This is a genomic window from Nostoc sp. CENA543 (assembly GCF_002896875.1).
Taxonomy (GTDB): domain Bacteria; phylum Cyanobacteriota; class Cyanobacteriia; order Cyanobacteriales; family Nostocaceae; genus Trichormus.
Map to the genome: position 1 here is coordinate 5019757 of NZ_CP023278.1, position 22205 is coordinate 5041961.

A 22205-nucleotide genomic window follows, 5' to 3' on the forward strand; every position below is an offset into this window, starting at 1 on the left:
TAATCAAATATCATGAACAATTAACGATGATTTTGGTGAACCCGCCCCTACAAATGTTTACGGAATTACCCGATTTTAATTCACATTAGACGTAAAATATAAATTTTTAATTAAGTTTATCTTGCTCTCTGCTGTCGAAATCACCGTTGGAAAAGGCTAAATTTGCTATTGTGAAAAATTCAGACTTTCCTTGATGGTTTTGCTGACTGAATTACAGAAGTCAAACAACTTCATGAGGGGTGACAGCTATCTTGGCAACTTTACTGCAATTAGTTAGCCATATCTGCGAAAATCTGTAGCTTAGGATACATAATAGCTGTTTTAAATGCTTTAGTATCTCTCTCTTGGGTAGAATTCTATCTAGAAAAAATAAAAAGCATTCACAATTTTTGGTTTGATTTTCCGGTTATGTAATCAATAACGGGAAAAGGTAACTAGGTTAAGAAAACTCTCAATTCTCACAAATAAAAGTTATTTTGTGTGTGGATAGCCCTGTTAATCGACCCAATTAGGATATTACTAAAAACCGCAAAATTTAGTTTTTAGTGAACATTTAAGGAGTGGAAAAATTACTTTTAACAAGTTTTTAGTAGAAACACTGTGGTAATAATTCCGATACCGATTAACAAAATAGATATAGGCTTCTGGCAAATTACTCAGTTTTGATTTTGCGCTTAACTTCCTAATGAACAGCCACCAGATACCCAAAGCTAAGTTTATGAACACTGGTTAAAGAATTCGTGAAAATTTGATAAAATTGGCAAGTCACCCTGAATGCCACTCAGATCAATTCAAAAATAAGTCGGCTTTTATGTCAAATTGCTGATTTATTTATGATTGGCTTGTGGTGAAAAAATCATTTTGCCAAATGTTGGTTACATAAGTCTTATCAAGAGTAATCACAAAGCAATTCTTGTGAAAAAATCGCAGGATTGTATGAATAATGAACTGTTGAAATGAACTAATTTTCATGATTCAAATCAACACGAATTTTTGACATTGGCAACTTTGAGCTAAATCCAACCAAGAGTTTACACACCAATCTGAAGTTAAACCATGAACCCCTCTTCGCCGTTAAGAGTTTCGGGAGGGCTGAATCAATATGCTAGCAATCAGCCATCTTCCACTCCAGTCGCGCCTATCCTCAAATTGCTGAGGTTAGTTGCAGGGGATACGAGTCTAGTAACGGAGTTTAGCCAAGCTTGGATGGTGCGGGAGTTCCAGCTAGGTGATGAGTTGGCTACCTATAGTTTAGGTGGGGAAGTTGTAGATAGTAATAATATTGTTTCTTTGGTTTGTCAAGGCCGAGTCCGGTTGTTGAGTTTGAATCACAAGTTAGGGCGGGAAGTTTCGACTCAATTATTGTTAGATGGACAAGTTTTTGGGGGAGATTATTTATTTTGGCATCATTGTTTACCATATCGAGCGATCGCAGCAAGTCCTGGTAGTCTGGTGCAAATCTCTGTCACCGAACTAGAACAATGGTTAGAACGTATACCCCAACTAGAAGATTATTTACAGCAGTTAGCTAATGAACGCCAAACGCTAATTTTCTTCAAAAGCTACACTGATTTACACTCACTCAAAAGCACCACACTGCGAGAATTATCACCTTTATTAACCACTAAACAAATCCCCGCCGATACACCTTTATCAACCGCTACACCCCCAGAAGCTGGACGATTTTGGCTAGCGCGTGGTCAAGTCGAGTCTATATCTGTAGGGAGTTTAACCCCGGCGATGGGTGATAGTTGGGGATATCCAGAACTGACACCACCAGACGGGAAGGCGCAAACAGATTTGTTAGTTTACTACCTATCTATAGAAAATTGGGATACAGCCAAGGCTTTAGCACCTAATTTCTGGATTAATCATCATCCAGCCGTAGCAGCCAAACCAGTGGCGAAAACGACGGAGAGTAAAACTAAAATTCTCCTACCGCCAATTACGAATGTGTCAGTGCCGGAAAATCATACACATCATCCCAAAGCAGATAGTGAAGTTGTTAACGAGGAACAGGGAACAGGGAATGGGGAAGAGGGAATTGACTTTCCCCAACAAGAGGTAAAACGCAGGTTTTGGTTTACTTATCCCTTCATTCAGCAACAGAGTTTATCTGATTGTGGGGTGGCTTGTTTGGCGATGATTAGTCAGTATTGGGGTAAACGCTTAAGTTTCCCTACCCTACGTCAGTTAGCCCAAGTGGATAGATTAGGTGCAACTTTAGAAAGTTTAGCCAACACCGCCCAAACTTTGGGTTACGATGTCCTACCAGTCCGCGCTAGTTTAAATAAATTAGAATGGCAAACTAACCCGTGGATTGCCCACTGGCAAGGCATTCACTATATAGTAGTGTGGCAAATTAAAGGCGATCGCATCTTAATTTCTGACCCTGCTTTGGGTAAACGATGGCTAAAACGTGCCAAATTTACGGCAAATTGGACGGGTTATGCTCTGTTATTAAATCCTACTGATGTTTTTTATGCCCTCAAAAGTGAGAAAGTCTCATTAGGTCGCTATGGGCAAATATTGTGGCATTACCGAAAGTTACTCAAGCAAGTTATTCTCGCTTCCCTCTTAATTCAGATATTCGGACTAGCTGCACCTCTTTGTACACAAATTGTTATTGACCAATTCATCCCCAGTAAGAATTTAGATACATTAAATGTCTTCGCCATTGCTTACCTATGTTTAGGGATTTGGCGAAACATCTTAACGGTGCAACATCAATACTTACTTGATTATTTAGCCAGTCGTCTTGACCTCAATCTCATTGGCAGTTTTATTCACTACACCTTGCAATTACCCTTGCAGTTTTTTGCTACTCGTTCCGTAGAAGATATTGTCAGTCGCGTCCAAGAAAATCAAAGAATTCAACAATTTATTACTCGTCGGGCAATTGGTGCAACTATCGATGCTTTGATGGTCATCATTTATCTGGGGTTGATGATTTCCTACAACTGGCAATTAACTTTGTTGGTATTAAGTTGGATTTTAGCGATCGCATTTTTTGCGTTAGGTGTCAGTCCTTATATTAAGCAAGCATCCAGAGAAGTTTGGCAAGAATCCACCGGACAACAAACAGCAATTGTCGATATGATTAGTGGGATTACCACCGTCAAAACCGCCACAGCCGAACGGGGACTGCAAAAGTATTGGGAAGAACGCTTCTTGAAAATGTTAAAAGCGCGGTTGCAGGGACAAAAATTAGCTAATCGGTTACAGCTAACCCGCAGCTTAATTAACCATATCAGTAGCACCCTGATTTTATGGTTTGGGGTGACACTAGTCATGGGAAAACAAATCTCCCTTGGTCAATTTGTCGCCTTTAATCTACTAATTAGTAGTATTACTAACCCAGTTTTAGCCTTGGTGGGATTATGGGATGAATTTCAACAAGTGCTAATTGCAGTCGAAAGACTCAATGATGTGTTTGCAGCCGGTGCAGAAGAAAATCAGCAAACCACACTGTTGGTAATGCCTCCTATTGATGGGGAGGTAAGGTTAGAAAATGTCTCTTTTCACTATCATGACCAACCAGAACGCGAAATTCTGCAAAATATTTCCTTTATTGCCAAACCAGAACAGATTATTGGCATTATCGGCCATAGTGGTGCTGGTAAAACTACTTTAGGTCATGTACTTGCAGGCTTATACACACCCACATCGGGCAAAATCTTCATTGATGATCATGATACAGCCATCATGTCTACCCAATCCCTGCGGAGTCAATTGGGACTAGTATTACAAGATGTGTTTCTGTTTTCTGGGACAATTTTAGAAAACATTACCTTACATGATCCAGAGTTTAGCCGAGAACAAGCCATTGCGGCTGCCAAGTTGGCTAACGCCCATGAGTTTATTCAAGCATTACCTTTTGGTTACGATACAAAAGTTAGTGAAAGGGGTTTAGGGCTTTCCGTAGGACAAAAACAAAAAATTGCGATCGCCCGCACCTTAATTAGAAACCCCAAAATTTTGATTTTGGATGAAGTAACTTTTAACTCCGATATCGAAACCGAAGCCGACTGGCACGATAATTTAGCCCTCATCACTCAAAACCGCACTACATTTATCATCTCTCATCGCGCTGCCAGTGTGCGCCATGCCGACTATATCTTAGTCCTAGACAGAGGCATGATTATTGAGCAAGGCACACACGAACAACTGATGAACATTGCAGGTATTTATCATCAGTTAGCAGCGAGGTAGGGGTTGGGGATTGGGGACTTATCAATTCAAAATTCAAAATTCAAAATTCAAAATTGAAGAGTGATTGGGGACTGGGGACTGGGGACTTGTACTGAGCTTGTCGAAGTATTGGGGACTGGGAGACAAGGTAGATAAGGTAGAAGAACTATCAATAACTAATGACTAATGACTAATGACTCAACATTTTCCCTAAAAGTTTTTTGGATAAATTGAATAATACTGATACTGAATACATATTTGTTCGTTTTTAAAGGCAAATTTTATTTTTATTTTATTTTTGTGTAAATAGATAATTAATAATCATTAAAAAGTGGTCTATATCTACATTCTGCATCAGTTGTCTGCTACCGAATAGTTACGTATCTCCATGCTACTCATTTATTTAGCAAAGACGGTATCTGGCAAATCAATAAGTGACATCACAAGAAAATTAAATTAACGTTATTCTTCCTCTTCTTATCGGCTGCTTACTGCCTCAAAAGCAATTACGATTACATTCAATCAGTGAAAAAGGGTTTGACCCCTCACCCAAAAAGTTATTCAATGAGCTTTTATACAGTATTAATTCTGAATTTTAATTGTTGCTTATAACCCTATTTAGTGGTAAATTTTCTTAGTGGGTTTAAAGTCTCAAATGCACGACGGGCGAGGGGTTAAACCCCTCATTACCTAGTCAAAAGTATTCAATATGAAAAACAGTACAGCAAAAAAATCCACATTGAAAATATTCCGTAAATTTAATGGTTAAAATCCCAGATCCGTAGGTGACATTCATGAAAAAAAATAGTATAAATACGAATATCACACTTGATATATTGAGTATGGATAAATAAGTTTTCAGTAACATACTCAAAAACACTGAAGATGATAAGTATTTTATTCTTATACAGAGGAAAATATCATACAGTGAAAATATCAGGGTTAAGATAATTGGGAAAAGTGACAGTTAAGTACGAAAAACTGTATCTACCAAAATCAGAATTGAGACTTTTGTCTGCTAGTCAAAATCAATGACAAGGAGCAGTTAAAAGATGAAGCCAGATAATGTTTGCCAGGACTTAAAAGTAGTCATTAAAAGGGTAACAATTAGCAGTAGCGATCGCGTTGTCAAATTAACAGCACCTTTGGTAGAAATATCCCAAACTGTAGAAAATGCCACATCTTACATTCAGTTATTTAATACAAAACAGCAAGTATATTTTTGGCAGATGTTATCTGCACTTACTTATCTAAATATCCTTAAAAAATTTACTTTTATTTTTCAAGGTATGAAACAAGACAAGTTTTGCTTCATATCGAAGACACAGCAAGTTTTGTGTGCATTCTCTAATCTAGCTATTTATTCCTGCAATATCTGCTAGTACAGCTTTTTCATTACGTTAATTGAATTGCGATCGGCAAGCTTTAACTGCCGTATCAATCATCACACAGCCAAAGTAGTATTTCTCCAGACAACAACCACTATGAATCAACAGATTACAAGCATCAACAACCCCAACAAAGCAGTTAATCCTCAGCAATTTGACAAAGTAGTTGAAGCAATTTTGGCTGGGAAATATTCTTGGGCTTGTGTTTTAATGCTGCGGATTGCAGGATATAACCCTTTACATTACATTCCCTACCGCACCTATAATCGACTACTCAAAGAAAACTCGGAATCTGGGAGAGTGCAACAATCACATCCAAGTAATGCCACAATGGGTAAATCATCTGAGACGCATACTTCCTCTAGTTGTTTAAGTAAGATTAAAGACTTGGCATACTTTGAAGTAGTGGGTAAGCAAAAAACAGAGATTCGTGGCGGTAGTATAGATGCGTGGTTTGCTCAGAAAATTTACGAGACTCAATCCATACAATTTGATTCAGAATCCCTAAATGCTGGTGAACTGAATCTGATAAATAATTAGACAATTATGTATCAGATTCAGTTCGTAGTAAGGACTTTAGTCCTTTTCGGAGAACTAAAGTTATTACTACAAACCTTTAAATTTACCTTGTGCTACTTACTCCCACACCTTCAAGGTGTGGAATTTTTTTAACAACCCATCTTACTGAGGGTCTGATTGTCAGGAATTGCTGAATTTACCGCTAAACTCTGCCAAAATGGCAAATATTCAGTAATGGAATCTTATATATTAAAGTTAACGACTCAAAACTTGGGTAATTAGCTGGCTGACTCAATTTTCAGAGTAAAATCAGTGATTCACCGACTATGAGATATACCTAACTGATAACTTGTGCTGAAGTCATCAGTTGATAAAACTAAAGTGACAAATTAACTATTACGATTAGTAGTACAATTCTCAGGAAATTTGAGCAGGTAAAACTGGGAGTGCTGGCTTCCTTAAATTTACACAATCAATGCTCTTTGTCGAGTTTCCAAATGGTGGAGGAAAAGTAGATAATTTTCCTGACTAGGGCTAGTTTAATTCGAGTATTTATACTCTATTGATAGCCACAATAGTCAAAATGAGAATAGACTCAGTAATCGTTGAAATTTTGTCATCAATTGTAGAACCTGTAGTTCTTATTTCTGTCAAAAACTGTAATCCTCGTCCTCCCAGATAGGATTACTAATACTTGATAAATTTCTAACTTATACAACAAATTGAACTCAAGCAGGAAGTTGACTATTTTATAAACTTCCTGCTTTTTTATTTGCCAAAGTGCAGAATTTTTGAAAATGAGTATATGATTGAATTTTCAACAATTCTGAAGAGATGAACGAACCAAATCCCATAGTGATTACACCAGAGGAAGTGGTGAACTTACTCAAAAGAGAGATGACTTTTAAGGAAGTTTATCAAAAAATTCTGTTCAATAAAGTGATTTGGCAAGTTGCCCAAGAACGTGGGATTATCGTCACAGACGAAGAAATCGAAGCTGAAGCCAACCGCCAGCGACGGGAGAAGCATTTAGAGAAAGCCGCCGATACATTAGCATGGTTGCAGGAAGAAGTCGTGACGACAGATGACTGGGAACTGGGAATTCGCGATCGCCTGTTATCGGAAAAATTAGCTAATGTATTATTTGCTGCCGAAGTAGAAGATTTTTTCTATAAAAACAAACTAGACTTTGAGCAAGTTATTTACTATCAAATCATTGTCGATTCTGAAAAACTTGCCCAAGAAATTTATTATCAAATCGAAGATAGTGAAATTAGCTTTTATGAAGCTGCTCATCTTTATAATATAGATATCTCGCGCAGGAGAAAGTGCGGTTACGAGGGTCAAGTTTATCGCTTTAACCTGCTAAAAGATATTGCTAAAGTTGTATTCACATCTCAACCCCAACAGTTAATCGGCCCTGTAAAAACTGAACAAGGTTATCACCTACTCATGGTAGAAGAATTTATCCCGGCTGAGTTAACACCCCAAAAGTATCAAGAAATTCTTCATCATCTATTTCATAAATGGTTATTAGTAGAAAGTCAAAAACAGAATCAATGACAATGGGCATAGGGCATAGGGCATAGAAGAGGAATTGGAGCAGGGTGCAGGGGGGAGAAGAATTTCCCCCCTGCCCCCCTGCCTCCTTTCTCCCAGCCCCAATCCCCAAAAACTACATAAGGTCAACCAGCCTAGAATTAAGAACAGATGTCAGGCGATACTGCTATTGATGGTTAAGTTGACATACTTATGGGTGTGACATCGCGATATTGGCAACTGGTGAAAATTGATGGAGTGGGACGGCGACAGGTTCAAGAAATTACGCCAGCTAAGGTGTTTTTTGCTGACTTGTTTCCGGCGATCGCACATAATGCACATAATGACCTTCCCGATGCAGAAATTCAACGGGAATTGCTACAAGTGGCGCAGGATGCACCCATTGATAGATGCTTATTAGCACAGCGTTGTCTGTTGTGCTTTATTTCTTGGCAAATCGAACAGGCTTGCTTGCAGATAGCAGAAAAGTTTGGAACTAATCATGGGTTTAGTAGTGTTGATTTATTACCCTATGTCTTAGATGATGATGGTTCTATTCAACCTAGTGATGACTATCAATGTTCTGCACGTAAGATTTTGCAAACTTTTGACCCCCAACAAAGCAGCCTAACAACCTGGACAACTACAAGAGTAAAACATGACGCTGGACTGAATCAATTTTTGCTAGAGTGCGGGGTATATTTGGTGAGTGATTGGGCAATTTTGAATGATACTCGTCCTCATCAAATAGAACGTATTTTTACAGAGTTTTACTCGTTAACACCTGATGAAATTCAACAAGCACAACAACTTTTAGACAGCTATCACGCTGTTTACCGTACTGCACGTTTACAACAACGGGCGCAGGGAAAAGGCGGTAAATGTAGTGTACCAACAACACAACAACTCCAACAAATTGCCACTCTCGTAGCAAGTAAAACTGGTCAAACTTGCAAAAGTGAAATTGTGTTGACCAAATTGCAACAACTCGCTGACAGATTGCGACAATATCGGATTTATATTCGTGGTGGGTATTTACCGACGGAATCTTTAGATACTCTCCTGCTAAATAACTATATTGATACTCCAAAATTGTTAGATAATGAAGATGAACAATTAGATTTTTTACAGTTATATCGACCACAGTTTTTAAGTTGTTTAGAACAGGCGTTAGCTGTGGTGACACAATCACGAGTCGATAAATTACAAAGAAAAAAAAGTGAGAAAGATAAACAGTTTTTAACAGCACTCCAGTTATTTCACTGTCAAAATTTATCCATGACAGAGATTGCTGCTAGGGTAGGATTACGCGCCCAAGATGCTGTCACACGCCTTTTAAAACTCAAAGAATTTCGTAATGATGTTAGTCAGCAGCTTTTAATGATGTTATGCGATCGCGTGCTGGAACTAGCGAAAAAATATTCCCAAATAGAAAGCATGACAACTTTAGAACAGCAAATTAAAATAGCTTTGAATGAACAAGTTGAACTTGTGATTAGAGAAGCAGAAATCCAAGCACAAACTGCAAGACCTTATATTAAAACCAGTTTATTTAATGATAAACTCTGCCGCTATCTAGATATCATCAATGAGGTGAAATGAATAACTTAACTAATAATAATTCTCCGAAGCGGCTAGAATTTGAGACTTTACCAACAGCCGCCATAAATCTGAATACTGCACAAATTACTCAGGCTGTAGAAATCAGTAATCAAATTAATCATTCGTCGCAACAATGGCAAGTATATCTTCAGGCTTTAGCGTTAATTGCCTTTGAGTCATGGCTAGATGAACGCTCAGATTCCCTGAAGATTAACATTGAAAATTGCACCCTTTTGCATCCAGGATTAGCAACTGCGATCGCGGCTGTTGCCAATTTACAAATAGGTGAATTTAAACTGTGTTTACTCACAACTACTAGTCTCACTGATAATCAAGTTATTTTACCGAGAGCAGTTGTAGATCTACCAGAGTATATTGCTCATTTTTATGTTTTACTGGAAGTCTTAGAAGAACAAGATGCTGTCACTATCTCTAGTTATTTAACATATTCAGAATTAAGAGATAATTGTTTAAAAACAACATTAAAACCGACATCCGACTGGAATTATCATATTCCTATCAATTGGTTTGTATCTGAACCAGACCGTTTATTACTATACTTACATTGTTTAGAACCAGCAGCAATTACCTTACCCCAGCCAAACAATAAAAATACTCAGGTGTTAGCCAAAATTCAAAATGAATTATTGAATCTATTACCTCAATTACAGTCACCAGAAATTGAACTGTGGCAAATATTAACTTGGGAACAAGGGATGGCTGTCATAGCTCATCCAGAACTACTCACTTGGGTGTATAATTTACCCCAAAAACCACATCATGATTCATCACAAAACAGTTTAAAAGACTTACTCAAATTATTAACCCAACCTGCCTTAAATGTAGGTCGTTGGCTGTGGGATGAATTAGATGAATTAGCACAAGAATTTGCTTGGCAATTATTACCGGTTGTCACCCCCGCCGCCGCTATGAGGAGTCCGACAGAAGAATTTACAGCAATTGTCACTCAACTCCAACAGCGAAATATTGAAATTCCCATGCAAGCGCGGGGTGCATATCAAGATTTTCTCTTAACAGGAATTCCTCTGCGTTTATATGCTGTAGCTTGGCATTTGTTATCAGAATCAGACCCGCATTTATGGACATTGTTGTTAGTCTTGGGTACAGCTTCTCATCAAACTTTACCTGTACACTTAAAGTTAAGAGTAAGTGACCAAACAGGGGTGTTAGTAGAAAAGGGAATAAATCCACAGCAGGGAGAAGCTTATTTATTTACCCGTGTAGTTGGTAATTGGGATGAAAAGTTTTTAGTAACTGTGAGTTTAATAGATGGGGTAGAGGTGAATTTACCTCCATTTACATTCTGTCCCCAGAAAGTCATTTAGGTGTGCTGGTTACAGTTTTGGTAACAAAATATTACTTAAATTTTGAATTGATTCATATTCTGATATTGGCAGATCATGATGATGGCAATGACGTTTTATTTAAAAATTCAACAATTTGATCAATCATGTGCTTTTGAATTATCCTGGGGGCAATGTCAACAAATTGTAGTGACACTTGCCTATCCTAATGAACTGAAGTTAAAATATCAAGAATGGCAGCGTATTTATCTGCGATTTTATAATAATGGAATGCGAGGTAGAGTAGAAGATGTTGGTAGTTTAGTTGCACCTCCTGTTGACTGGAATTCACAATTAATTCAAGCAGAAGCGCAACTTTTAGCAGCATTTCATCACTGGTTACGCAGCGCAGAATTGTATGAAATTCGGGCAACTATCGCCCAGGCTACTACTAATATTGATGTTTTTCTGACTTGTCATCCTTTAGATTTAGCACGTTTACCTTGGGAAGTCTGGGAATTTGGCGCAGAGTTTGGGAAATCGTCTACAAGGAAGATGAGAATTGTTCGCACAGCTTTAAATCGCAAGGAAGCAGTTAATCATAGGCGACGCAATGGTAAGGCTAAGATTTTGGTGATTTTAGGGGATGAAACAGGTTTAAATTTTCAAGCTGAAAAAAAAGCTATAGCCGCTTTAGGTTCTTTAGTAGAAACAACTTTTATTGGTTGGCAACCAGCAGTTAATATTAATGAATTAAAAACTCAAATTGTGCAGGAGATCGCAGCAGATTCAGGTTGGGACATTCTCTTATTTCTGGGACACAGTAATGAAAGTAGTTTAACTGGTGGAGAAATTGCGATCGCTCCCCACGTTGCTTTATCAATTAGTGAAATAGAACAATCATTAATTACCGCTAAATCTAAAGGATTACAGTTTGCCATTTTCAATTCTTGTCAGGGGTTAAGCATTGCCAATAAATTAATTGATTTAGGTTTAAGTCAAGTAGCAGTAATGCGTGAACCCATCCATAATGATGTAGCTAAAGATTTTTTAACACAATTTATACAGGCTTTAGCTAACTATCAAGATGTGCAGGAAGCATTAATCACTGCGGCTCAATATTTGCAAATAGAAAAACATCTCACTTATCCCAGTGCTTATTTAATTCCTTCTTTATTCCGTTATCCTGAAAGTGATTTATTTCGCCTACAACCCTCTGGAATTCGGCAATTAATTCAAAGTTTGCAACCAAGTCGCCAAGAAGCGATCGCCCTAGCAATTATCTTATTTATTAGTCTACTATTACCAGTACAAAATTTTTTATTACAAAGACGTTTATTAGTACAAGCTATTTATCGCCAATTAACTAATCAGGTAGAAACCACCAATAATCAGCCACCAGTGCTTTTAGTACAGATTGATGAAGAGTCTATCCGCAAAGCCAAAATCTCTAACCCAAAACCATTAGATCGCAAATATCTAGCCAGTCTCGTTGACAAATTAGTGGCTAATCAAGCAAAGGTAGTTGGTATTGATTATCTCTTAGATCGACACCAAGAACAAAGCGATCGCTTCCTCGCTAACTCCATTCAAACTGCGGTTTCTCAACCCCAACCTACATGGTTTGTCTTTGCAGCTACTTCCAACACAAAAGGCGAATGGCTACAGACACTACCTAATATTGCTAGCCTCAACTGGAGTTTACAAGGGGAGATTGAATTTCTGCCTGGGTATATGCAACTATTTGCTATAGATGATTTACAAGCACAACCTTGGTACTTTTCGAGTTTATTAACACTGTCATACCAATTACAAAAAATACCCAATTCACCACAACCAAAATTAGATAGCCAAATTGACTTTTTACAACAGATTAATATGTTTTTAAAAGAAGGTAATAAAAGTCATTTAACTATTTTGTCATCACCAAGTTCCCATCTACAACCAGTCACCGCATTGAGTTATTGGCTAGAACAAATGTGGATGCACCCAATTGTTGATTTCTCGCTTCCACCTCAGCAAATATATCAAACAATCTCCGCTTGGCAATTACTCGAAAATCCAGGTATAGTCTCGAATTTATCACAGCAAATTGTCATAATTGTACCTGGTGGGTATGAAGATGCTGGAATTAATTTCAACGGCGAAGATAATTTGCATGGCACAAATTTACCTTTAGCTGTTAAATATTGGCGACAACAACAAAATACTCTAAATCACAATCGAGTGTTAACAGGAGGAGAATATCATGCTTATATGGTACATCACTTATTAACTCAAAGATTAGTGATACCCATTCCCGATATTTGGCTAATTGGTATAGCGATGATCTTGGGTAAGAGCTTGTATTTATGGCAAAGTCATCAAAAACATAACTTGAGAAAATTATTAGCTATGATTACAATAACTACAGGATTCTACGGTATACTTAGTTTGCAATTATATGTGACATCATCTGCTGTGCTGTTTCCTTGGTTTTTACCATTGGCTACATTGTGGTTTTATATACTAAATATTTTCTTTAGTAGAAAAAATTATGGTTAAACCTGTAGTTTCAAATCTGGCTATTTTAGCTTTCATCTTAGTTAGTTTTATAGGATTAACCCAGCAATTAAGTATAGCAGAAAAGAAAAATCCATCTAATACATCTTGGTTTAATATTTCTCGATTATTATTTACTAAAAAACCACCCGTTAACCCGCGCAAAGGTGGTTCACGCCCCACAGAAATCATCTGTATGATTTCTCCTGATGCTCCCAATACAAGGAGAAAAATTTGGAGTGATCGCCCGTTATTTATCTGGCAAGGTAATGTTAGCAAAGTTACTGTTAAATCGCTAAATAATAATCAGGTTTTGTGGTCTGAACCAGTCAAAGATACTCAACATATTAGATATAATGGTGAACCTTTAAAACCGGGTCAAAGCTATAAATGGGAAGTCAATTCCAACAGATTTATTACATTTCAAATCATTGATATGCAACAGCGCGATCGCATCACAACCCAATTGCAGACTATAGAAGCACAGCTGCAAAAACAAGGCGCAAATCAAGAAGCGATCGCCCTTGCTAAAGCTAATTATTTCGCTGAATATCAATTATGGTCAGACGTATTGCAACAAATATATTCTGTCAATCCACCTTCTGCCGAATTAAATAATCTGCGTCAACAAATCACTCAAAACCTCTGTACAGACCAATAATACGTCTCTATATATTCCCCATTCCCCATTCCCAACACACAAACCCTGAAAAATAGTCCTCAAAATGCAGATTTTCGTGTATGCTTTGTGTCCAAATATCCTAGCGATACGAGGAACGACACATGGAACGCGCAATTTCTGCTTTGGGAATCCTAGTATTTATCGGTATAGCTTACGCTATCTCGGTAAATCGTGAGGCTGTGCGTTGGCGAACCATCGCTTGGGGTTTAGGATTGGAGTTTGTCTTTGCTTTGGTGATTCTGAAAACACCTTGGGGGCTAAAAATCTTTCAATCCTTGGGAGACATCATCAGCAGTTTTTTAGCCTTTTCTGACGTGGGTGCAAAATTCGTATTTGGAGAGAATTTTAAAGATCATTTATTTGCTTTTCAGGTACTCCCTACAATTATTTTTTTCTCTGCCTTTATTAGTGTGATGTACTACTACGGAATTTTGCAACGAGTAGTGCAGGGGTTAGCGTGGGTAATGATGAAGACAATGAAAACATCGGGTTCTGAGTCATTATCTTGTGCAGGTAATATTTTTTTGGGGCCGACAGAAGCCGCATTAATGGTGAAGCCTTATGTAGCAAACATGACACAATCAGAGCTTCATGCAGTCATGACTGGCGGCTTTGCAACTATCGCCGGCGGGGTTTTAGGGGCTTATCTTTCCTTTGGAATTCCACCAGAACATTTAATTGCAGCGTTTTTTATGACTGCGCCTACTTCTTTAGTCGTCTCAAAATTGATGTACCCAGAAACGGAAGTATCTGTAACTGCTGGAAAAGTAAAAATGGAAGTAGAAAATACTTATGTCAACGTCATAGATGCTGCTACTAGTGGCGCAATTGATGGTGTTAAGTTAGCAGTCAATGTGGGCGTAATGATTATTGCTTTTTTAGGATTGTTAGCTTTTGGTAATGCCATACTGAAATGGTTAGGAGAACATATTGGTTTACCACAACTATCTTTAGAGTGGATTTTATCTTTGTTGATGTCTCCTGTAGCCTTTTTAATGGGTGTACCTTGGTCTGATTGTGGACAAGTTGGTGCATTATTAGGAAAGAAAACCATCCTCAATGAATTTTTAGCTTATGGAGATTTAGGAGAATTAATTAAAAGTCAAAAAATATCTCCACGGGCAGTAATTATTGCCACTTATGCCTTATGTAACTTCGCTAATATTGGTTCTATTGGTATTACTATTGGGGGAATGACTGGGATGGCTCCACAACGCCAACATGATTTAGCACGTCTAGGTGTGAGAACCATGATTGGGGGATTATTGGCAGGTTTTATTACTGCTTGCATCGCTGGTATTTTAGTCTAATTTATGAGGACTTGCGAGTTTTTTTGACATAGCCCAATTCCCAATTGTGGGATTGCTTTAACTGATTTAGCTTACCTTGAATAATCAAATTTAAAGCAATCCGAGTATTGAGATAACCTTTAAGTAAATAGTATCCAGGTTTAGCAACCACACCGTCTACAACAGATTGATGAGTGCGGTGAATGACTCCACAATAAGTCTGATTGCTAGGTAAATTTAGTCTAAAGAGATACTCATATTGATAAGTTTTAGGAACCATAAATACAGCATAAACATTGTGCTGACCACGCCAAGGACGAATTGTGATTTCTTCTGCCTCAGTGTAGTATTTATTGCTGACTGTGTTAATAAATCCCCATTTAGCAGTACAATCTCTTAAGGGAAATCGCATATCTAAAAAATAGAATATACACAAAATAGCGACTAAGCTCAGGACAAATAAGAAAAAAAATCGGAACTTGAAGAATTTCTTTCGCATTTGTTGTACCCATTGACTTACTATAGGCTATTTTAACTATTGAAACAAAGTGCGATCGCAGTTTTCTGGAAAGCTCAAAACACCAACTTGATTACTATATTATTCCAATAATTTTATTGATTGCCTGTATGAATCGTCCTGTTTACCGTTAACCCGCTTTGTATAATATAATTTGCTTATCTGCGGTAAAAATACGATTTCTTCTTAGAGGATGTGTGAAAATAGTCTGACTGTTTTTAAACACTTGTTAAAACAATCTCACAACATATATCTAGATTTTACCGCACTTCGTAAATTAGTCTGCATTAACGCGAGCGATCGCCCATTTTCTGATTAATCAAGTAAATTTATAGAAATATATGCTTGAAAATTTCTAAAATCTTGATCAGTTGTCAATATATACCAACTACGACGGTGAGCCACTGCACACAGTAGGAAATCAGTGTTAGCCCCTTGGATACCATTTGAGCGACACGTATTATAAAATTCAGCCGCTAATTCATAGTCTTCGATGGTTAACTGTAAATCAGGAAAAGCTCGAAGTGAGTTTTTAAGTTGAGTGAACTGTTCAGTGGAACGAATACCTGAAAGCACTTCTTGTCTTATAGCACCTAGTAAAACGACTTGATCATCTGCAATTAACTCACCTAAGCGTTGAACCACAGGTAAAGCATGTTGTCGGTTATTACGTCGTAACGCTAAAGACCACACAGAGGTATCTACAACAACTTTCATTGTTTTTGTCGCTGCTGTTTGTAATTATAATCATCGTCATAATCAATTGTTCCAAATAAATCAAGTATTTTCATCTGTTGACGACGTTGTACATATTCACGTAGGGCTTGTTCGACTACATCACGTTCATTTTGTTGGTTACTTAGAGCTAGAGCTTCTTGAATTAAAGCTTCGTTAATTTGGAGATTTACTGTCATGCAATTCGATACTAATTGTTTTTTTAACTAATATGCTGCCACACCAATTATGATAGGTCATAGATACCCGAATTTTTTTAAAAGTCGGAATATGAACACCTACAACCTGTCAACAGTCAACAGAAACATTACTAAATGTGAAAATTTATACTTAAATACGGTAGCGATCGCTAGTTGGTTGTTAGATTAGCAAAGAATCTCTAAAATCAAGCAAGTTAGCGGCGATTAACAATGGTATCTACTACTGCACGCTTCTCCGATGTCCAAAACCATTGGGCGCGTCCGTTTATCGAAGCCTTGGCGGAAAGACGCATTTTGAATGGCTATCCTAACGGTACTTTTCGTCCAGATAACTCAGTTACCCGTGCTGAGTTTGCAGCGATAGTTGCAGCTGTCTTTAATGTTCCTGTAAAGCGTCCGTATATCTCTTTTATCGATGTTCCGGCGAATAATTGGGCGGCTGGTGCCATCAAAAAAGCTTACGAAACAGGGTTTCTAACTGGCTACCCTGATAAAACTTTCAGTCCTAGTAATAGAATTGCCCGTGGTGATGTCTTAGTCTCTTTAGTCAATGGCTTGGAGATTGCCAATAAGATTAAACCCGATTTATTAGATAAATTACCGCAAATTTATCAAGATGGGACAAACATTCCTAATTATGGTAAAAATCAAATTGCGATCGCTACTAGTGCAGGTTTAGTTGTTAGCTTCCCCAACATCAAACTACTTAATTACAATATCGCTGCAACTCGCGCAGATGTAGCGGCTATAGTTTACCAAGCTTTAGTTTATCTCGGTAACGCCCCCAAAATTAACTCTACATATCTGGTAGTTCCTCCTGTCACCGCGCCAAGAACCGTCAAAGTCAGTCATCAAAGGGAGTTTCGGGGTGCATGGCTAACAACAGTTTGGAATAGTGACTGGCCTTCCAAAGCCGGACTTTCTGGAACTCAACAACAAACCGAATTAGTCAATACTATCAAGCGACTACAAGAACTCAATTTTAATGCCTTAATTTTACAAGTGCGTCCTGAAGGCGATGCTTTGTACGCTTCTAGTATTGAACCTTGGAGTGCTTGGCTAACAGGAACCCAAGGGAAAGCCCCAGAACCATTTTATGACCCCTTGGAATTTGCGATCGCGGAAGCCCACAAACGCAACATCGAAGTTCACGCCTGGTTCAACCCCTACCGCGCCAAAACCAGCATCAAAGGAACTCCCAACGTCCGACCCCACATAGCTTTAACCAATCCAGAGGTAGTATATCAATGGGGTAATCAATTATGGATGGAGCCAGGCGCGAAAGTCGTCCAAGATAGAGCCTATAACGTCATTATTGATGTTGTCCGTCGTTATGATATAGATGGTGTCCACCTGGATGATTATTTTTATCCCTATCCCATCCAAGGTCAATCTTTCCCCGATGATAAAACTTACGCTGCCTATAAATCCACAGGTGGCAAACTCAGTTTAGAAGACTGGCGACGAGAAAACGTCAATCAAATGGTGCTGCGCCTCTCCCAAGGAATTAAAGCCACCAAATCCTATGTCAAATTTGGTATTAGTCCCTTCGGAATTTATCGTCCTGGACAACCACCGGGAATTAGTGGCTTAGATGCTTACAATGTCTTATATGCTGATGCTAAAAAATGGTTAGAACAAGGTTGGATTGATTATATCGCCCCCCAACTTTATTGGCGTACAGACCAGGTTAAACAAAGCTACTCTGCACTACTGCAATGGTGGACAGAAATCAATCCCCAGCGACGACATATTTACACAGGTAACAACATCTCACTATTAGACGGTAAAGTTTGGAAAGATGAAGAGATAGACAAGCAAGTCAAAATTAGCCGCAACTTAGTCAAAAATTTATCCTTGGGCAATATCTTCTTCAGTATGAGTTCGATTACGGACAATCGCCAAGGTATTGCTGACAAATTTAAAGATTCACTTTATGCTACACCTGCCATAGTACCTGCCATGTCTTGGCAAAATCAAGCTCCACCGCCCCCACCCAAAGACCTACAATTCAATAACGGTAGACTCAATTGGCAACCAGGAGATAATCAACCTGTACGCTCATGGACACTATACCGTCAAAGTGGGGATACCTGGACACTGCAAAGAATCTTGTCGGCGGGAACAACTTTTGCTACTGTGCAACCAGGAACTTATGCTGTGTGTGCAGTGGATAGATTAGCTAATGAAAGTGAGGGTGTAGTTATCACAGTAAGTTAATCTATAAGTTTGTAGTAAGCATTTTAGTCATAGAAAAATCAGCACTAAAGTGCTTACTACTAACCTAATTAACTTTCTCGCTATGCAGTTTTTGAAGCAAATCCGGCGTTTACCGAAAATTATTTATTTATTCATAGCTTTGGCGATCGCGCTTGTAATTAGCGGGTTATTCTTAATTAATTTAGAATCAGATGTTATAGAAATTAGCAGTATAGAGTTTATTGGAGAAGCTACATTACCAAAAGGTTTATCCTTCCAAAAAACTCCAGTCGGTGGTTTATCTGGTATTACTTATGATCCTAAAACTGACCTTTACTATGCTATCTCTGATGATCGGGGACAAAAAGCACCAGCCCGATTTTACACTTTTAAAATCGATTTAAATCAAGGTCGTCTACAAGATAATAGTGTGAAAACGGTGGGTGTCACCACATTATTGAATAATCAGAATCAACCCTTTGCTTCAGGTACAACAGATACGGAAGGGATTGCTGTCACTCAAGATGAAACAGTATACATTTCTTCTGAAGGTGATGTAGAACAATCAATTCCACCATTTATTCAAGAATTTGACCTAGCTACCGGTAAAGTCCAGCGAAGTCTACCCATACCAACCAAATTTTTACCTAATAAAAAGAGTCAGCAAGGGATACGTAATAATTTAGCTTTTGAAAGTCTCACTATTACACCTAACAATAAATATTTATTTACAGCTACAGAAAATGCCCTGATTCAAGATGGTGTCATAGCTGCACCGAATATTGGTACACCTTGCCGAATTTTGCAATACAATCTTGCTAACGGACAACCCCAACAAGAGTTTCTTTATCAAACAGAACCTGTAACATCATTTTTTAATCCTACAGGTAGATTTGTTAGCGGATTACCAGATTTACTCGCCTTAGATAATCACAATCATTTTCTCAGTATAGAACGTTCTTTTACTGGTTTAGGGTTTACTGTTTTCTTATTTCAAGTCTCTTTAACAACAGCCGATAATATTCAAAATATAGACAGTCTCTTAACAAGCAATGCTCAAAATATGCAAGCAGCGCAGAAAAAACTGCTGTTAGATTTAAGAACTTTAGATGTCGCCCTAGATAATATAGAGGGCTTAACTCTAGGGACAAAACTCGCCGACAGAGAACAATTATTAATCCTAGTTAGTGATAATAATTTCAATTCTATCCAGCGCACACAATTTTTAGCCTTTAAGCTCAAATTTGCTTCACCACTTATGAGATTATTCCGCCGGATTCTTCCACAAAATTAATCATTAGTGAGAGATAGCTAATCTCTTGAATACGGTGGTCAAATTTTCGTATGGAGGTATTTTCAGTAGATTTACTATAGTGCTGATTCTCCTAGATTGAGTTTTATTAGGGATTGCGTGAATTTGCTCATATCTTTTATTTAATTGATATGTTACATAATATTTAAGGAATTTTGCATAACTATCAGTAAAATTCTATGCCAGATTTAAACTGCTTTTTGTTTAAGCTATGACGCTTTTAAATTACACAATTATACCAATTTTGGATTTGGAATGTTGGGTTTTGGATTAAAAGTCTAGATTTCTAGCCTATTCCAGAATCTTGAAACAATACTACCTATCTAAATTGGGTATTATTTATGAGGTGTGTTTAGCCTAACGAGTGCAGTAGTGACTTTCTCATATAAAGCAACGGAAAGCAGCTATCTCACTATTAATAGTTAGCAATTAACAGCCACAGTAAAAATGTGTAAAGACTCGATTCGTTAGAGCTTATTTTCAAATTAACTGATTGAATATATCAGGTTAACAAAATCTGAAATCTTAAAGTTAATGAATCCCCAAAATCACCATTATTTGATAGCGTCAAGTTTCCAAATATGGTCAACTCCAAGCCAGAGCCAGATATTTATATTGGAAAATTTTTAAACAATCGCTATTTAATAATAGACTTGATTGGCAAAGGCGGTATGGGACGCGTTTATTTAGCTGAGGATACAGCTAAAGGTGGAAAACAAGTCGCATTAAAAATCCTCACATTCAATTTAGCGACTCAAAATTTGTCTCAACGCTTTGGTAGAGAAATTTTCATTGGCGCGCAATTAGGACGCAAAAGTAAACATATTGTCCGTGTCTTGAGTTACGGTGTGATTGAGCATAGAAATCCATTTTATGTCATGGAGTACCTTCAAGGTAAAAACCTCAAGCAACTCCTCAAAACTCAGCCGTTAACAACCGGAAAATTTCTAGATATTTGTCATCAGATTTGTTTAGGCTTAGAATGCGCCCATCAAGGTATTACCTTCAAAGGCGAGATTTATCCTGTTTTACATAGAGACATTAAGCCAGAAAACATATTTATTACTAAAGATAGTCAACAAAATGAGATTGTTAAAATTTTGGATTTTGGTATTGCTAAATTTTTAACAGAACGTAGTGGGATGACTCTAACCGATTCTTTTATCGGGAGTTTACCTTACTGTTCCCCAGAACATATGGAGGGACGCAAATTATTAGATGTCCGTTCTGATATTTATAGTTTGGGAGTGTTAATGTTTGAAATGTTAACTTCCAAACATCCCTTTCAACCACAAAGTAATTCTTTTGGCAGTTGGTATCAAGCTCATAGATTGCAAATACCGCCCACCTTTGGAGAAATCGATCCCCAATTAAAAATACATCCAGAATTACAAGATTTAGTAATTAAGTGTTTAGCGAAAGAACCAGGCGATCGCCCCCAAAATATTCAAGAAATTCTGCAAGTTTTAGAGCGAGTTAAAAACAAAATTGCCGCTAATATTGATAATAGTGACGTGTGGGAAAGTTTGCCCACAGTGCAGCTAATTCCTGTCACCTCTGTTTCTGAAAAGGAATGCTTAAAAAAAACCTGGCCAAAAAATAAACCCATTAAAGCCATTGGTTTTCCTCACTTGTTACCTACAAGCCAAGGTATTATTCCTACATATTGGGCTATGCTCCCCAAGCAGGAAATCGACCAATTCATCAATAGAAGTCACAGCACTGAATTTATTCATAAAGTGACCCTATACCCGATGATATTATGGGTAGCTGTGCTGTACGATGCTCAACTATCACTAATTCGGTGGCTATCATCTTTCATTGATTTGAGAGACAATAGAGGTCAAAAAATTATCCAATTGTTGGCAGATACAGGATACTATCACTTATTATTTTTTGCCCTAGAAGACCCACATAACTGCGCCCAAGTGATGACACTAACCCTGACTGCTAAACAAAGACAACAACTAGTAGACTGGTTAAATCTCACACAAAAATCTCCAGCGACAGTATCGACTACGCCAGAAGAAGCCAAAGCTAATCTGAAGGGAGAATTTGAAAAAATTAAGCTAGAAATTATGCAAAATCTAGCTAATAATAAACAACTTGATAAATTTGATTTAAAGAATTGGTTATCACAGTTAATCGAAAATTTCATGCAGTTATTCAAAAACAAAAACAACTAAT

Annotated in this window: 15 protein-coding genes; 12 read left to right on the forward strand and 3 right to left on the reverse strand. The window is 37.7% G+C overall.

What is annotated here, in order from left to right; all coding sequences use genetic code 11:
- Positions 1-1056: 1056 nt before the first annotated feature.
- The 9 genes from CLI64_RS20965 (at position 1057) to CLI64_RS21005 (ending at position 15076) form a co-directional block, all read left to right on the forward strand.
- A complete protein-coding gene (locus CLI64_RS20965; RefSeq protein ID WP_103139023.1) occupies positions 1057-4212 on the forward strand; it encodes an ABC transporter transmembrane domain-containing protein in 3156 nt (1051 codons plus the stop codon).
- Between the two features lie 1031 nt (positions 4213-5243).
- Positions 5244-5573 carry a hypothetical protein gene (locus CLI64_RS20970; RefSeq protein ID WP_103139024.1) on the forward strand — a complete coding sequence of 110 codons (330 nt, stop codon included), beginning with the start codon at positions 5244-5246 and terminating at the stop codon, positions 5571-5573.
- A gap of 102 nt (positions 5574-5675) precedes the next feature.
- A complete protein-coding gene (locus CLI64_RS20975) occupies positions 5676-6119 on the forward strand; it encodes a HetP family heterocyst commitment protein (RefSeq protein ID WP_103139025.1) in 444 nt (147 codons plus the stop codon).
- 813 nt (positions 6120-6932) lie between these two features.
- A complete protein-coding gene (locus CLI64_RS20980) occupies positions 6933-7661 on the forward strand; it encodes a peptidylprolyl isomerase (protein WP_103139026.1) in 729 nt (242 codons plus the stop codon).
- Positions 7662-7850: 189 nt separating this feature from the next.
- Positions 7851-9239, forward strand: coding sequence for a hypothetical protein (locus tag CLI64_RS20985; protein WP_103139027.1), 1389 nt, complete (start codon positions 7851-7853; stop codon positions 9237-9239).
- Positions 9236-10585: a DUF1822 family protein gene (locus tag CLI64_RS20990; protein WP_103139028.1), complete on the forward strand. Its 1350-nt coding sequence runs from the start codon at positions 9236-9238 to the stop codon at positions 10583-10585. Before CLI64_RS20985 ends, CLI64_RS20990 begins: the two co-directional genes overlap by 4 nt.
- 168 nt (positions 10586-10753) lie before the next feature.
- Positions 10754-13087, forward strand: coding sequence for a CHASE2 domain-containing protein (locus CLI64_RS20995; RefSeq protein WP_308418365.1), 2334 nt, complete (start codon positions 10754-10756; stop codon positions 13085-13087).
- Positions 13080-13745, forward strand: coding sequence for a hypothetical protein (locus CLI64_RS21000; RefSeq protein WP_103139030.1), 666 nt, complete (start codon positions 13080-13082; stop codon positions 13743-13745). Before CLI64_RS20995 ends, CLI64_RS21000 begins: the two co-directional genes overlap by 8 nt.
- 122 nt (positions 13746-13867) lie before the next feature.
- Positions 13868-15076, forward strand: a complete 1209-nt coding sequence (locus CLI64_RS21005) for a NupC/NupG family nucleoside CNT transporter (protein WP_103139031.1) — start codon at positions 13868-13870, stop codon at positions 15074-15076.
- A 1-nt stretch (position 15077) separates the two neighbouring features.
- On the opposite strand, the gene CLI64_RS21010 is transcribed toward CLI64_RS21005, so the two are convergent.
- The 3 genes from CLI64_RS21010 to CLI64_RS21020 form a co-directional block, all read right to left on the reverse strand.
- Complete coding sequence (locus CLI64_RS21010) at positions 15078-15467, reverse strand: hypothetical protein (protein WP_225977405.1); 390 nt, start codon at positions 15465-15467, stop codon at positions 15078-15080.
- A 420-nt stretch (positions 15468-15887) separates the two neighbouring features.
- Entirely contained in the window at positions 15888-16289 is a 402-nt protein-coding gene (locus tag CLI64_RS21015) for a PIN domain-containing protein (protein ID WP_103139033.1), read from the reverse strand.
- The gene (locus CLI64_RS21020; protein WP_103139034.1) at positions 16286-16486 is read right to left on the reverse strand and encodes a type II toxin-antitoxin system VapB family antitoxin; all 201 of its coding nucleotides are present in this window, start codon (positions 16484-16486) and stop codon (positions 16286-16288) included. Before CLI64_RS21020 ends, CLI64_RS21015 begins: the two co-directional genes overlap by 4 nt.
- 231 nt (positions 16487-16717) lie before the next feature.
- Between CLI64_RS21020 and CLI64_RS21025 the strand changes: the two genes are divergently transcribed.
- The 3 genes from CLI64_RS21025 to CLI64_RS21035 all read left to right on the forward strand — a co-directional run bounded on the left by CLI64_RS21025 (position 16718) and on the right by CLI64_RS21035 (position 22204).
- Positions 16718-18727 carry a family 10 glycosylhydrolase gene (locus CLI64_RS21025; protein ID WP_103139035.1) on the forward strand — a complete coding sequence of 670 codons (2010 nt, stop codon included), beginning with the start codon at positions 16718-16720 and terminating at the stop codon, positions 18725-18727.
- A gap of 82 nt (positions 18728-18809) precedes the next feature.
- On the forward strand, positions 18810-20000 hold the full coding sequence (locus tag CLI64_RS21030; protein ID WP_103139036.1) for an esterase-like activity of phytase family protein: 1191 nt from the start codon (positions 18810-18812) through the stop codon (positions 19998-20000).
- A 599-nt stretch (positions 20001-20599) separates the two neighbouring features.
- The gene (locus CLI64_RS21035; RefSeq protein ID WP_103139037.1) at positions 20600-22204 is read left to right on the forward strand and encodes a serine/threonine-protein kinase; all 1605 of its coding nucleotides are present in this window, start codon (positions 20600-20602) and stop codon (positions 22202-22204) included.
- The last annotated feature ends 1 nt before the right edge of the window (position 22205 follow it).

Coding starts and splice junctions, on each gene's coding strand:
- CLI64_RS21010 (WP_225977405.1), bottom strand. CDS start 15,467: ATGCGATTTCCCTTAAGAGATTGTACTGCTAAATGGGGATTTATTAAC.
- CLI64_RS21015 (WP_103139033.1), bottom strand. CDS start 16,289: ATGAAAGTTGTTGTAGATACCTCTGTGTGGTCTTTAGCGTTACGACGT.
- CLI64_RS20990 (WP_103139028.1), top strand. CDS start 9,236: ATGAATAACTTAACTAATAATAATTCTCCGAAGCGGCTAGAATTTGAG.
- CLI64_RS20965 (WP_103139023.1), top strand. CDS start 1,057: ATGAACCCCTCTTCGCCGTTAAGAGTTTCGGGAGGGCTGAATCAATAT.
- CLI64_RS21035 (WP_103139037.1), top strand. CDS start 20,600: ATGGTCAACTCCAAGCCAGAGCCAGATATTTATATTGGAAAATTTTTA.
- CLI64_RS21020 (WP_103139034.1), bottom strand. CDS start 16,486: ATGACAGTAAATCTCCAAATTAACGAAGCTTTAATTCAAGAAGCTCTA.
- CLI64_RS21030 (WP_103139036.1), top strand. CDS start 18,810: ATGCAGTTTTTGAAGCAAATCCGGCGTTTACCGAAAATTATTTATTTA.
- CLI64_RS20985 (WP_103139027.1), top strand. CDS start 7,851: ATGGGTGTGACATCGCGATATTGGCAACTGGTGAAAATTGATGGAGTG.
- CLI64_RS20970 (WP_103139024.1), top strand. CDS start 5,244: ATGAAGCCAGATAATGTTTGCCAGGACTTAAAAGTAGTCATTAAAAGG.
- CLI64_RS20975 (WP_103139025.1), top strand. CDS start 5,676: ATGAATCAACAGATTACAAGCATCAACAACCCCAACAAAGCAGTTAAT.
- CLI64_RS21005 (WP_103139031.1), top strand. CDS start 13,868: ATGGAACGCGCAATTTCTGCTTTGGGAATCCTAGTATTTATCGGTATA.
- CLI64_RS20980 (WP_103139026.1), top strand. CDS start 6,933: ATGAACGAACCAAATCCCATAGTGATTACACCAGAGGAAGTGGTGAAC.
- CLI64_RS21025 (WP_103139035.1), top strand. CDS start 16,718: ATGGTATCTACTACTGCACGCTTCTCCGATGTCCAAAACCATTGGGCG.
- CLI64_RS21000 (WP_103139030.1), top strand. CDS start 13,080: ATGGTTAAACCTGTAGTTTCAAATCTGGCTATTTTAGCTTTCATCTTA.